Source organism: Pseudomonas sp. LBUM1669, assembly GCF_059695705.1.
Window position 1 is genome coordinate 3,797,845 of record NZ_CP166784.1, and the last position, 13,177, is coordinate 3,811,021.

A 13,177-nucleotide genomic window follows, 5' to 3' on the forward strand; every position below is an offset into this window, starting at 1 on the left:
TATATGTCCCTACTGAACTGACTTTTTATCATTATTGGCTTCAGCTACTTGAGCGACATTGATCCTGTTGGCACGTCTCCTGGACGGGCAAACTGAATAGGTCAAACCAAGTTGGCGCGCAGAATATCATGGCTCGACGACTGTGCGCTCCCGAAAGGACTTATGAGTCTAGTCCAGACGGGGCTCGTTCGCCGCGTCCTGGCCCAAACGATTCAGCACAAACACCTTGGCGTTGTGGGTCATTTGGTCCAGATGCCGGTCGCGTTGCCTTTCGGCATCGACCATCGCGCGCTTTCCGTGTTTTTGCAGCAAGTAGGTATGTATCTGCCGGACCTCTAAAGAACTGTAGATAAATGTGACGTCCAACAGTCCCATCAAGCCTTCGCTGCTGTAGTTGCGGGTGTTCATCAGCACCTGCGTGCCGCGCACGCCCAGCACCTGAAAACCCATCGACTCGAACCACGGCACCTTGGCCACGGTGCAGGTCAGTTCGGCGTGGGGATAGCGGTTGATCATGTCTTGCAACATGGACCGCGCGACGCCGCGGCGACGATGACCCGCGTCGACGGCCATGTAGGCGACGCCGCACGCTTGGGAATCGTCCTTGACCGGCAGGTACAGCAGAAAACCGATGACCTTTTCAGGGTCTTCATCGTCGGTGGCGACGATCAACTCGACCGCAATGCCCTTGGTCCCGCCAAGCGCTTCCAGATACAGATGCACTTCGTAGCCCACCGCGTACTGATACACGTTGTACAGCGGGTTGCTCGGCGCGATGCCGACCATGCTGATGTCGGTCAGGTTATCGATGACCATCTGCAGGATCTGGCTGTTGATTTGCTCCGGGCATGGGGCGTTGAAGTGGGTGAGTTGTGGCATTGAAATTCTGACTCCGGGATCGCTTTACTGGGTATCGGCGAGGCTATTGTCACAGATTGATCGCCACGCCGCTTCTGCCAGCAATTTCCTGTAGGCCTTCGGACTGGCGACCACCCTCCCCGACAACCATGCCCTGCAATAACTGTCTGCCTGGCCGATGATCAGCGACGGCAGCAATTCGGCAGGAAACGCTCGCAGCACATCGCGTCGGCCGGGCTCCGCCAGCCATTGGCCGAGTTTTTGGTTACGGGTTTTGTTTCGCGTGGCCAGCTCTTCCTTGAGCGGCCCTTTGGTGACGGCAAATCGCGCGTGGTACTGGAAACGTGCCCACTCGGGCTGGCTGTCGACCCAATCGACGTAGCTGTGCACCAGCGCGTGCACGCCCTCTTCGGTCGTCTGTGCTTCGGCGAGGTAGCTGTCGCGAAGCTGTGCCTGATCGTCCAGCGCCGTAAAGAACAGCGCGGCCACCAGGCCTTCCTTGTTGCCGAAGTGATGGTAGATCGCGCCGACGCTGGTATCGCATTCGGCGCGGATCATTTCGATGGTCGTGGCTTCCAGACCTTGTTCGTTGAACAGGGCCAGGGCTTTTCTGAAGATGTCGCGCTTGAGTTCGGCTCTTCTGCCGGGGTAGCTGCGCTCGAGTAAGTCTGACGTTTGCATGCGGGATACAGGCCAAAAAAATCCATGACAAGGCAGACGGCTGCCAGCGAGAAAGCTGCGCTAGGTTGACAGATTTCCTCGCGACAGAATACTGTTCCGCAACAGAACAATATTCTGTTACGGAGCATCATTCTGTAAAACCACCCCTCAGCGAGGCTTCAAAATGAGTCAGTTTCTCAGCATGTTCAACAGCGCCGGCCCGGAAGCGTTCAGCAAAATGGCCTGCCAGGTGGCGCCCTATTTCAGCACCATCAAGCCGCTGATCTCGGCGTTGCACCCCGGTCATGCCACGGTGCAGGTGCCGTTTAGCAAGGAGATCACCAACCACTTGGGCTCGGTTCATGCGATTGCGATGTGCAACGCCGCCGAACTGGCAGCCGGGACTATGACCGACGTGTCCATTCCCGCGGGTGCGCGCTGGATTCCGAAAGGGATGACGGTTGAGTATTTGGCCAAGGCCAAAACCAACGTGACGGCGGTGGCCGATGGTGAGGCGGTGGATTGGCAGACGGAAGGCGACAAAATCGTGCCGGTGGATATTCATGACGCCGAAGGCAAGAAGGTGTTCACGGCGCGGATCACCATGAACGTTAAGCTCGCTTAAACGCCCGCCTACCTGTAGCAGCCTGCGTCCGGCTGCTACACAATTGCGCAACCCGCAGTCGTTCTTTCAACGGGCGCCAGGCAACCGCTGATAATCCCGCAGCGACTAAAGTTGTGCCCTCGACCGCCGACTCCTTCCTGTGAGCCCATCCCACGAAGGACCGTAAAATGTACTACCCCCGCGAAGCCGAAAAAGATCACCTGTTCAACCGGGTGATCCTGCTCACCGTGGCCTGCTGCGTGGTGTTGATCCTCGCCGGCATGGCCCGGCACGAGGGCATTGCCTACGCCGCCATCCGCTTGAGCCCCGTGGAGACAACCGGCACGGTGACGCAGCTGGACAACATCCTCATGAACAGCGACGGCAAAGTGATCCATTACCGCTACACCGATCACAACGGCCAGGCGCACGACGATCAATACGTTGACGAGCGCTACGCACAGAAAACCGCGTATGAAACCGGCGGCAGCATTGACCTGCTTTACTCGCGCTGGTTACCGGGACAGAACAGCATTGCCCGCGAATTGAACGGCAATCGTCCGGGGTTTTACATCATGATGGGTGGGGTGTTGCTGGCGTTGTTGTTCCTGGGGATATCGGCCAGGACGCTGGGACGGATTTATGCGATGAAGGAAGAAGACCGGTTTTATTGAGATGTGCCTGATGGCTATTCAAGTGATGACGTGGGCGCTGACATGCCGCCACTTCCTGCCGAGGGAGAATCTGCAACCTCCCCCGGTTTACTCCGAAACAGCCACCTGATTACGCCCACGCGCCTTGGCTCGATACAGCGCTTTATCCGCGTTATTCAGCAAACTTTGAAAATCGTTGTCGCCGATATCCATCGCTGCCACACCGAGACTCGCCGATATACGGTGAACCGGCCCGGTCATCAATCCGCCCATAGACTGGATCAGTTGCTCGGCGATGTTAAGGGCGACTTCAATGGACGTGTCCGGAAGCAGGATCGCGAACTCCTCGCCACCGAGCCTGCCGAAGACATCGGTGTCGCGGAAGGACCGGTTGATGATCACGCCCATTTGCCGCAACACCTGATCCCCGACCTGATGTCCGTAGGTGTCATTGATGTGCTTGAAGTGATCCATATCCAGCATCACCGCGCACAACGGTAACCGGTTGTGTTTGCAGTCATGGAACAATTGCTGGGCATGCTCGAAAAAAGCGCGGCGATTTTTCAGGCCGGTGAGTTCATCGGTCTGTGCGGCGTAAGTGGCAATGCGATGGGCGCGTTCCATTTCGCGGGTTAGCTGGAAGGCGGTTTCCAGGGCTTCGGACAGTTTGCGTGTCGCGCTGGCCACGAATGAGGCGAACACAATCACGGCCAGCGCAATGCCGACCTGGATCGCTGACGGTTGAAACAGCAGCCAAAGCGTACACGGCAACAACACAAGGCCAATGGACGCCAGCGTCATGTATCGATAAGCCGAATAACACGACACCGCACTGACCGACATGCCGACGGCAAAGAGCATGACCAACGCCTGGGCCAGCAGGTCGTTTGCCGGCATGACCGCCAATGCGCCCGCCCCCCAGATACCGGCGGACAACATCAGCGTGAACCCGTATTTCTTCTCCCAGCGTTGCGGGGTGCGCTCGCTGTCCGGGCAGCGAAACCAGGCAACGAACATCAGGATGCGCAGCAACGACGACGCGGTCAGCAGTCCTATCCAGGTAAAAATGACGGAGTGATCAAAACGCTCCCAGCACAGCCCGCACAGCATGATCGCGGCCAGAAAACTACCGAAAATCGCAGGGAATGACTGGTGGAATAGCTGATGCAATCGATCACTGCGCACCTGCGCTGCGATGAAAGAATCCTGGTCGTGCCGAAATCCTGAGCCACCCATTTGATCCGCCTGATCATGATGCTGCGACAAAAAAAGCGATTGTGGCACCCTGCCACTCAGGCAAACAAACAATTACGACTCGTGGGTACCTGCACATCACGGTAATGCGCCCCTTAAGGCCTCAGTGACAATGGTCAGAAAAGTAATAGCACAACGTGAGCCACCGCCACGCCCTGTGGTCATTAAGCCAAATGATATTGCGCCGTCATCGTGCAACGCGTTCGTCCTGCTACGCTTTTGAAGCCTCCAATGAAATCAGGCAATTAATCACCCATACGGATCCACTTGGCTGTTGAGGTTGCGTAATGTGAGAGCCCAATTTATCAGCGCCGTCATTACCCTGACCATGATCGGAGTGACGACGTATGGGTTTATCGAATGGAACGCTGGCGAGCGCGCGCGCCGGGATGCGGTGTGCAAGGCAGCTCAACAGCACAAGGAAACGGTGGAAATTCGAGCGCGCGCGATGGCTGCCGGACTGTCTGTCGATGCATACGCCGAGGCCGAAAAGGCGGAAGTCGGCAAATTGGTCAGTTCTCTGGATACCGCGAAGAATGATGCCGAGGTTGAAGCCGTCATAGACGCACATGCAGCCGAGTTGCAGGCACAGGACGCCGCCACCGACGCAGAGCTGAAAAACCAGGGGAGCCAGCAATTCCTCGAACAGAAGTTCAAGGAACAGCGGATCACCACGGACATCAAGCAGGAAATTGAACGCGCCGAGAAGGCGGTAGCGGATGCCTGTAGTTAAAGCCTGTCGCGTGCAACAGGTTCGATGATCGGCTCTGTCCCCTTGGACTCGCTGGGTTACCGTTGCGGCGCAACCATCCGAAATCGGATATTGATGTCGTCGGAAACAACCGTGTCGCCCCATTCACCTTCACCGACCTTAAAATCGCTACGTTTGAGCGTTAACTGGCCATCGAAGATCCCGATGGCGCTCTCCTCTTTCAGGAGGACCGGAACGGCCACCTCGCGGGTAATGCCCCTGAGCGTGAGTTTGCCGGTGATCGAATAGCGGTTGTCACCCAGTGCTTTCACGCCGGTCGATTCAAACCTCGCCTCGGGATACTTCTGCGTGTCGAACCAGGCAGGTTTTTTCAGTTCGGTGTTGGCGTCATCGCTGCCCGCATTAATGCTGTCGAGCTGGATGATCAGCGCGGCACGGCCTGCGGTTGGGTTCGTCGTGTCGAAGTGGAGCGTGGCTGTGTACTGGCCAAACGTGCCATACACCCGCGAGCTGAACTGGTTATAGGTAAAAGAGAGCGTACTGGCGGCTTGATTCACTTGCGTGTATTTGGCCGCTTCGGCACAGGGAAAAAAGCCGAAAGCAAACGCTGCAGCCAGTATGCAAAGCGACGGGAATCGAGAGTTCATGGGACGCTCCGGTCGTGGCACTCGCTGGCCAGACAGTTGGACTAAAGCAAAGAACTACCGTTTATACCACTTGGCCTTGAGACTTCCGACCACCTGTCGGTAACGCGTACCAGCGCCCGATACCGCCACCCGCGCAGGTCTTTAATAACTGAAGCACTCACCGCTTCGGGAGACAGAGCATGAAAATCGTCGTCATCGGTGGCACCGGGCTGATCGGCAGCAAGCTCTGCCAGAACCTGCAGGATCTGGGGCATGAAGCCCTGGCGGCGTCGCCGAGCACAGGCGTGAATGTCATCAGCGGCGAGGGGCTGACGGTGGCGTTGAAAGGTGCGGACGTGGTGGTCGACGTGTCGAACTCGCCTTCGTTCGAAGACCACGCGGCGTTGCACTTCTTCGAAACCGCCGGGCACAACCTGATCGCGGCGGAGAAGGTCGACGGCGTCAAACACCATGTTGCGCTGTCGGTGGTCGGCACCGAGCGGATGCTCGACAGTGGTTACTTCCGGGCGAAAATGGCCCAGGAAAAACTCATCAAGAAATCCGGTATTCCCTACACCATTGTGCGGGCCACGCAGTTCTTCGAGTTTATCCATGCCATTGCTCACTCCGGGCGCGAGGAAGGCGACACCCTCCACTTGACGTCCGCCGCGCTGCAACCGGTGGCCTCGGCGGATGTAGCGGCGGCCCTGACGGACATCGCGCTGAAAGCGCCAATCAATCAGACCGTCGAGGTGGCCGGCCCTGAAAACCGTCCCCTCATCGAGTTCGCGAGCGACTACTTGAAGCACACCCAAGACCCGCGCCAGGCCGTCGCGGACGACACGGTTCCTTACTTTGGTGCGCCGATCAATGACCAGTCGCTGACCCCGGGCGCCAATCCCATCGTCGGCGCAACCCGGTTTCAGGACTGGCTCGAGACCCACTAGACGACCAAGCCTGGTCGTAGGGTGAGGCGGTGCTCATTGCGCTAGACCAGCGCCTCGACCAGCTGCATCGGCGTCATCTTCGTGACCATCATCATCACGATCACAAACATCCCCGCAAAACCCGCCACGCCCATCCAGAACCATTTGGTGTAGACCGAACGAAATTCCCCGTCCAGCCCCTCGCCGGTCTCGACCGCGCTCAACGCCATCCCGTGCAGGCGCTTCTGCAGCACCAACACCGGCAGCCACAGCGACCCCACGCACAGGAAAATGATCAACGAGGTCAGAATCCATTCAGTGCTCATGGGCAGCCCGGTCACTTTCATCAGCAGGTAACCGGTGACGATCTGAATGAAGCCTGCCGGGGTGGTAATCCAGGTGTCGAAACGCACCACCATTCTGGCCACGTGTGCGATCACTTGCGGGTTGGCCGTGCGACTGGCGGCTATCAGATAGAGGTAGGAGCCCATGCCGAACCCGAACAGGAAAATCGCAGCAATGACGTGCAGGTATTTCAAGCACAGATAGAGCATGCTCAGCCCTGCTCGTCAGAAAAGCGCACGGACAGCTGCAGATTAGCCGGATCGTTGATCGCGGCCATGTACTCGTCGACGCTGATCTCGCCCACGCAAGGACGGGCGCCGGGGGCCGGCTCGTAACCCGCGAGCTGTTTTGCCACCAACGCCACGGCCGCGCAGCTCGGGATTTCAGGGCCCTTGTCGTTGTGCGCCGTCAATTGCACGGTCATGGACAGCGGTTTTCCATCAACGCCCTGCCCTTCGACGTCGATGTACATCGCACTCAAGCCATCACCGAATCGCTCGAACCACGTCCCCCAGCGGTGCAGCCTTGCCGCCCACGCCGCAGAGTCTCGCACCAGCCCGACCCTCCGCGCCTCGGCGAGCACGTAGTTGGCCACGCCACCGAGCTTCAGGCCCGAGCCTGCCTTGAAACTCAAGGTTTGGGCGCCGTAGCGGCCGGCGAAAATATCCATGTCCGGCACATCGACATTGGACAGAACACGGGTCCCCAATTGAGGCATCTTGCGCAGGGTCAGGTCCTGCCAGCCCAGCACCTCGTTTACCTGGCCATTCTTGAGCTGCTTGATGGGTTTGCCCGCGTAGGCCAGCACGCCTTCGACGGTCGAGAGGCCGGGCATCTTCGCCGAGGAAGAAATGCCATGCTCGATCGAGTCGATGCGTTTGAAGCGATAACGATAGTGGTCGATGAGCGCCGACGACAGCGTCGGCACCGAACTGCACCCACTGAGAATGGCCACGCCGGCCCGCTTTGCGCTCGCGTCGAGTACATCAATGCCATTGACGAAGGTGCGGCAGTCAGCCAGATCGCAGTAGTTCACGCCCGCGTCGATGCAGCTTTGCGCGACCGCATAGGATTGCCCCTGAAACGGGCCGCCGGTATGGACCACCCATTGAATACCCATCGCGCTCAACGTGGACCCGAACGCGCTGCCCATGGCATCACCGCACCAACTTTCACAGACACGGCCAGACTGAACGTTGAGTTCATCGACCTTGCGCTGCAACTTGCGTGAATCGCGCCCGGAGATCACCAGTTCTACGTCTGGCATCGCGACTAAATGCCTGCAAACGATGCTGCCGAAGTTTCCGTAGCCACCGATCACCATCACCCTGAGTGCCATTCAACGCTTTCCTTAACCATTGGATCATCTAGCCAACCCGCCCGAGACCGGGCGCGGCAAAGCTTTACTGATATCGAACGGACAGGCAAGCAGCGAAGCACTGCAGCTCATTAGCGAACATCAATACACCGTGCCCGCTTAAAGTTACGCACTAAGGTGACGACAAAAAAGGCGACCTCCCAATTACAGGCCTGTATGGCCCCGGTACTCAGAAGATCGCCCCTGTCAGTCTTAAAGACTTACGCGCTGAACGGACCTAGCATTGGCTCGCAACGGTCCGCGCAGAGATAACGGCGTAGTCCTGTTGTCTGACTCGCTGAGTCAACACCAGCATGGTCAGGAAACCCAATGCAATCAGCACCGGATACGCCATCAACAATTCGGAAAGCGAGTATTTCCAGGCCAGCGGGCGACCGACGCCCAGCATGGCTGCGTACATCCACGACACCGCCGACAGGGAGCCGCAAAACAGCGCCAGCATCCGTGCGCTGAATCCGAGATCGAGCAAGGAGCCGGCCTTTTGCAAAGCGGGCAATACCAGGCGATGCAACAACATGCCGTTGTAGGTCAGCAAGATGACAATAATAACTTTGGCTTGAAGTTTTGGGTTCATGAAGTAATTCATACCTTTATCCAGGTAATCAATACCAATGACGGCGATACCGGTCACCCACAACGCGATCAACGCAACCACCACCGACTTCTGCAGACTTTCCATGTGAGCATGATCATGCCCAGTGGACGTTTTTCGTTTCAACAAATCTTTAACCATCGCAATATCACTGGTCAACACCAGACCAATAGCCACACAACACGACACCAAATGAACGTAAATAACGCCCAGCCGCAAAAATTCCATACACTCTTTGTTTTCTAACAGGCTCATAATTGTATTTATCGCCACGGTAAGTTCTCCACCTTATTCGATAGTACAGATCAATTCTTCAACAGGGTATTCCGCTATTCAAACCCTGTTCGATCTTACTTTTTATAAGATATGCCAAATCATAGATCCGACACTGCTTAGCCCATTGAATTGCCTGGCAAATCAATGACCGGCTTAGTTATTACCTCCTGAATTTCAGATAAAAAAATCCCCATTTGCATTCACTGCACATGAGGTTGTATTTCCACTTCTTTTCTGCGACTGCAGCAGGTCATGATGACATGCTGAAGTATCAGAGGGCGCAAAGGCTAGAATGTTCATTTTTTGAGCAGACTACCGACAAACGGTTACTTCAATGAAAGCAACTCATCACGATGATAAGCCTGCAACTTCCCCGCAAGCCGCATGATAACTGGCCCGCTTAAATTAGATGAGGGGCAGATTATTCTATTGGATCCATTAGTTGTTGCGATACTTACGAAAAGTGCAAGAGAGACCCGCTCTGATTTACGCCACTCATTGCTGAAACAGTCGGACTTTTTCACGCAAGCGGATTCACGACAATGACCAGGCCGTCGTCAGTCTCCGATCACCGACGATTGGCGAACAGTCCGATAAATGCACTGGTTGACTCAGAGCGCGCGCTCAACGCGTTAAACAGCTGCGCCAATACCAGGACGGTAAAGCGGCCGTGCGTGCGTGCACCAGCGAGGCATCACCCGGTATCAACCCTCCCGGCAGTGACCGTGCCCGCGACACCGAGAAATGTCATTGCCATGGCCGTCTCCTTGAACATCCATGGAAGCGCTATTGGGCGCTCCTTTCGGTTCAAGGGCAGTTGATTTTTATTAACTGTGGCGCAACGTGTGGCCGTTCAGTCGAGCCAGGGGCGTGGTTTGACGAACATCAAACTGCACGGTGCTCGGTTCAATACGCTCTCGGCGGTACTGCCGATGAACCGGTCAATCCCATGGCTATAGGTCGTACCCAGCACCACCATGTCGAATGCGTGCCGTTTGGCAAACAGTCCGATGACTTTGTGGGGAATACCGGCCAGCAGGTGCCGGCGGTCTTGCTCAATGCCAAAGTGTTCGGCAAGCGCTTCAAAGGCCTCTTCCTGGGCATCGTTGACCGCGTCTCTCAGGCTGTCATCCAGACTCCGTGTCGGCACACTCATCGTTGCATCGCCCACCACCGACCAGCTACTGACGTTGAGCAGGTGCAAGACCCCGCCACAGGAGGCCGCCAGCGTCGAGGCCAGGTCGAGAATCCGGTCGTTGAGCCCCTGCGTCAGTTCCTCCAGATGGGACAGATCGATGACCGCCAGGATGTTCAACGGCTTGGGATTTCTGGCTTCGGTGACCAGATGCAGATGGGCCGGACAGTCGCGCAGCAACAGCCAGTCCAGTGGCCGATGGAACGCTCGGTCGAGTGCCGGGACATGGTGGGTGTCCTTGATCACCAGATCCGCATGGAAATCGTTGACGTATTCAAGCACGTGCGCCCGGCTGGATTTGGCCCAGACTACTTCAGTGGTGACCTGAAACCCGCAGCCTCGATGAAACCGGGCTTGCTGCTCCAGCCAGTGCCGATGCACCTGCAAGTAGCCCTCCGGTGCCTGGGCCATCGCCTCGTGATCAAACAGCCCGGCCACCGCCAGCGCCGGCAAATAGTCGAAGGCGACGATGTGCAACAATGCACCGGTTGCACTGGCCAACGCATGTGCGCGGTCGAACGCCGGGGTCCGGACCATCTCGGAGGGGGCAATCAATAAGATACGTTTAAGTTTCAGCATCACCTACCTCGTCCTGGGAGCGACTTGTTGCCTTACCGCAAACCCGGCTCCTGTCGGCGTTTGTGCCGTTCTTCAGACTGATGACGGCTGGAAAGCTGTTGTTTGAGTATCAGGCGTTAGCCGGTGAAGGCTCTGATCTTTGTCAACTAATGGAAGGCTTTCGGCGGGCGTCCCCATCGACTTCGGGCTCACAGAAGCATTGTTGATTTAGCTCAATGATTTTTTGTCGTTCAGGGGTAGAAAACACTGACTGGACTGATGATCCGTCATCAATGCCGAATCAGTCAGAGAGCACCGTCGGACGCTGCGGGGACTCTACGGTTTGTGTCGTCCCCAGGCTCAGACCATCACTGACACGCTAACGCCGAAGGTGCGCCATGTTGACCGTCACACTGATCAATACACTGGTGGTGATCATCGTCGTGGTCATCCACTACGAATGCCTGTTACGCCTGAACGACTGGCTGCCCCGCCTCAGACTCTGGAGCCGTTTCAGGATTGTCGTCGGGGTATTCGGTGCGCTGCTGGCCCACGCGATAGAAGTCTGGTGCTTCGCGCTGGTCTATTACCTGATGGTGCGCTCCGGCGAATGGGGCACTTTGACGGGTCACTTCGATGGTTCGTTCATGGACTGCGTGTACTTTTCCTTCACCACCTACACGACCATCGGCTTCGGCGATATTTCACCGGTCGGCCACCTCAAGTACCTGACCGGCCTGCAAGCCTTGACCGGTCTGGTACTCATCACCTGGACGGCGTCCTTCCTGTTTCTCGAAATGCAGAAGTACTGGAAGCGTAAATAGCCTGCCCAAAGGCACACAGCAAACCCGAGTCCTCTAAACCGCCAGCACGTTGCACGGCACCTGATACAAAATATGCTCGGTGGTGCTGCCCAGGAGCTTGTCGACGCCGGAGGACTGGACCTTGCCCATCACGATCACATCCACCTCGTGCTCGTGGGCAAATTCACTCAGCGCCTTGACCGGGTGGCCGGACACCATGTGGCGACGATCCGCAGGCACACCGTATTGGCCGGCCAGTTTCACGAAGGCTTTCTGCAGGTCCTTGCGCAGCGTTTTGGTCAGGTCCGCCAGGGTCAATCCATCCATGTCCGCCAGAAAAGCCGCCGAAATGTCACAGGCGTACAGCAAATGCAATTCGCCATCGCACTGGATGGCGAGGCTTGTGGCCTGACTGATGATCCGGTCGTTCAGCGTGTTGTCGGGGGACTCGGTATCGAACACTTCCACCGCCGCCACGATTTTACGCGGCCAGCCGTCGCCATGCCCTTCGCCCACCAGATAGACCGGCATCGGGCAGTGGCGCAGCAAGTACCAATCCAGCGGCGTGAAAAAGGCGCGCTTGAGCGCTGATTCGTGCTGCACCTGCTTGATCAACAGGTCGGGCTGCATTTCCGTGACGTGATCGAGGATGTCTTGCTCCATATCCTCGGCCCAGGCCACTTGCGTGGTCACGTCGATGCCCTCGTCGCGCAGCGTGTCGGCCTGCGCCCGGAGCCAGTCGAGATGGTCCTGGAGGTAGCGCTGACGGGCCATTTCCCGATCACCTTCCTCCAGCAGCGACAACAATTTGAACGAAGGAATGAAGGCGGCGATATGCAGGCTCGCACCGCTGGCCTTGGCCAATGCCGCCGCATGCTTGATCGCCGGGGAATGGCGCAGGGCCGGGTTGATGATGAGTAACAAGCGTTGATACTGGCTCATGATGTGACTCCCGTCAGATGAACATTCGACACGCACTGCAGTGCGGCAAGACTCAGCGACCTGCCGGCGTCCATTGCCAGTACAGCACCTCGGGCATGTCTTGCCCGTGCTCGATGAGGTAGAGCTTGTGCCGCTCCATCGTAGACCAGTAGCGCGACCGCGCGGTTTGCAACTGATCGTGCAGCCGTGGTACCCGCTCGACGACGTCCAGCGCCAATTGATACCGATCCAGATTGTTGATCACCGCCATGTCGAGCGGGGTGGTGGTCGCGCCCTCCTCGTTGAAGCCACGAACGTGGAAATTGTCATGATTGGTGCGTTTGTAGAGCAGTCGGTGGATCAGCGCCGGGTAACCGTGGAAGGCGAAAATCACCGGTTTGTCGACGGTGAACAGCGCATCAAACGCCGAGTCCGACAACCCATGGGGGTGCTGGAAGGACGGCTGCAACACCATCAGGTCGACCACGTTGACCACCCTCACCCGCAAGTCCGGCACGTACTCGCGCAACAGGGTCACGGCGGCCAGGGTTTCCGATTGCTCATCACTCAGAAAATCGCTCATGAAGTTCTCCGTAAAAGATCCGACCGGCCGGCAACCCTTGATCAATTCTGGGAGTCTGGAACGCTCAGGACTTGATTTACATCAAGTCTCCAAGCCACCGCTCAAGCGCAATGAAATCAAGGGCTACGCTACGTTGACTAAAACGGCCGAAAGCGGGTTTTCCCGTTCGTCTATTACTCCAGCAATCGACTGAATGAAAAACACGCCCGAAGGCCCTCCCGCCTATGCTTAGC

The 13,177-nt window shown here is 57.2% G+C and carries 15 protein-coding genes and 1 pseudogene; 6 read left to right on the plus strand and 10 right to left on the minus strand.

What is annotated here, in order from left to right; translation table 11 throughout:
* Positions 1-168: 168 nt before the first annotated feature.
* Together ACA051_RS17625 and ACA051_RS17630 are read right to left on the minus strand one after the other, a co-directional pair.
* Complete coding sequence (locus tag ACA051_RS17625; protein WP_497371135.1) at positions 169-879, minus strand: GNAT family N-acetyltransferase; 711 nt, start codon at positions 877-879, stop codon at positions 169-171.
* A 24-nt stretch (positions 880-903) separates the two neighbouring features.
* A complete protein-coding gene (locus ACA051_RS17630; protein WP_497303539.1) occupies positions 904-1,539 on the minus strand; it encodes a TetR/AcrR family transcriptional regulator in 636 nt (211 codons plus the stop codon).
* Between the two features lie 163 nt (positions 1,540-1,702).
* On the opposite strand from ACA051_RS17630, the gene ACA051_RS17635 reads away from it, so the two are divergent.
* The gene (locus ACA051_RS17635) at positions 1,703-2,143 is read left to right on the plus strand and encodes a hotdog fold domain-containing protein (protein ID WP_497371137.1); all 441 of its coding nucleotides are present in this window, start codon (positions 1,703-1,705) and stop codon (positions 2,141-2,143) included.
* Positions 2,144-2,310: 167 nt separating this feature from the next.
* A complete protein-coding gene (locus tag ACA051_RS17640; protein WP_497371139.1) occupies positions 2,311-2,796 on the plus strand; it encodes a hypothetical protein in 486 nt (161 codons plus the stop codon).
* A gap of 87 nt (positions 2,797-2,883) precedes the next feature.
* On the opposite strand, the gene ACA051_RS17645 is transcribed toward ACA051_RS17640, so the two are convergent.
* Positions 2,884-4,011: a GGDEF domain-containing protein gene (locus ACA051_RS17645; protein ID WP_497371141.1), complete on the minus strand. Its 1,128-nt coding sequence runs from the start codon at positions 4,009-4,011 to the stop codon at positions 2,884-2,886.
* Positions 4,012-4,303: 292 nt separating this feature from the next.
* On the opposite strand from ACA051_RS17645, the gene ACA051_RS17650 reads away from it, so the two are divergent.
* Entirely contained in the window at positions 4,304-4,762 is a 459-nt protein-coding gene (locus ACA051_RS17650; RefSeq protein WP_497371143.1) for a hypothetical protein, read from the plus strand.
* Between the two features lie 56 nt (positions 4,763-4,818).
* Here ACA051_RS17650 and ACA051_RS17655 read toward each other — a convergent pair whose 3' ends face one another.
* Positions 4,819-5,388, minus strand: a complete 570-nt coding sequence (locus ACA051_RS17655; protein ID WP_497303548.1) for a YceI family protein — start codon at positions 5,386-5,388, stop codon at positions 4,819-4,821.
* Positions 5,389-5,567: 179 nt separating this feature from the next.
* Between ACA051_RS17655 and ACA051_RS17660 the strand changes: the two genes are divergently transcribed.
* Positions 5,568-6,314, plus strand: coding sequence for an SDR family oxidoreductase (locus tag ACA051_RS17660; RefSeq protein ID WP_497303550.1), 747 nt, complete (start codon positions 5,568-5,570; stop codon positions 6,312-6,314).
* A gap of 41 nt (positions 6,315-6,355) precedes the next feature.
* Here ACA051_RS17660 and ACA051_RS17665 read toward each other — a convergent pair whose 3' ends face one another.
* The 4 genes from ACA051_RS17665 to ACA051_RS17680 all read right to left on the minus strand — a co-directional run bounded on the left by ACA051_RS17665 (position 6,356) and on the right by ACA051_RS17680 (position 10,658).
* Positions 6,356-6,847 (minus strand): DUF2269 family protein, encoded by a 492-nt coding sequence (locus ACA051_RS17665; RefSeq protein WP_497371145.1) that lies wholly within the window; start codon positions 6,845-6,847, stop codon positions 6,356-6,358.
* Between the two features lie 2 nt (positions 6,848-6,849).
* Positions 6,850-7,977 carry a saccharopine dehydrogenase NADP-binding domain-containing protein gene (locus ACA051_RS17670; RefSeq protein ID WP_497371147.1) on the minus strand — a complete coding sequence of 376 codons (1,128 nt, stop codon included), beginning with the start codon at positions 7,975-7,977 and terminating at the stop codon, positions 6,850-6,852.
* Positions 7,978-8,233: 256 nt separating this feature from the next.
* Entirely contained in the window at positions 8,234-8,881 is a 648-nt protein-coding gene (locus ACA051_RS17675; protein ID WP_497303553.1) for a hypothetical protein, read from the minus strand.
* Between the two features lie 856 nt (positions 8,882-9,737).
* Positions 9,738-10,658, minus strand: a complete 921-nt coding sequence (locus tag ACA051_RS17680) for a universal stress protein (protein ID WP_497303555.1) — start codon at positions 10,656-10,658, stop codon at positions 9,738-9,740.
* Between the two features lie 377 nt (positions 10,659-11,035).
* Between ACA051_RS17680 and ACA051_RS17685 the strand changes: the two genes are divergently transcribed.
* A complete protein-coding gene (locus ACA051_RS17685) occupies positions 11,036-11,461 on the plus strand; it encodes a potassium channel family protein (RefSeq protein ID WP_497303557.1) in 426 nt (141 codons plus the stop codon).
* Between the two features lie 33 nt (positions 11,462-11,494).
* On the opposite strand, the gene ACA051_RS17690 is transcribed toward ACA051_RS17685, so the two are convergent.
* Positions 11,495-12,382 (minus strand): universal stress protein, encoded by an 888-nt coding sequence (locus ACA051_RS17690; RefSeq protein WP_497371149.1) that lies wholly within the window; start codon positions 12,380-12,382, stop codon positions 11,495-11,497.
* Between the two features lie 52 nt (positions 12,383-12,434).
* Positions 12,435-12,914, minus strand: a pseudogene (locus ACA051_RS17695) (phosphoketolase family protein); the annotation flags it as partial.
* A 28-nt stretch (positions 12,915-12,942) separates the two neighbouring features.
* Between ACA051_RS17695 and ACA051_RS17700 the strand changes: the two are divergent.
* Positions 12,943-13,137 carry a hypothetical protein gene (locus tag ACA051_RS17700; RefSeq protein ID WP_497303560.1) on the plus strand — a complete coding sequence of 65 codons (195 nt, stop codon included), beginning with the start codon at positions 12,943-12,945 and terminating at the stop codon, positions 13,135-13,137.
* The last annotated feature ends 40 nt before the right edge of the window (positions 13,138-13,177 follow it).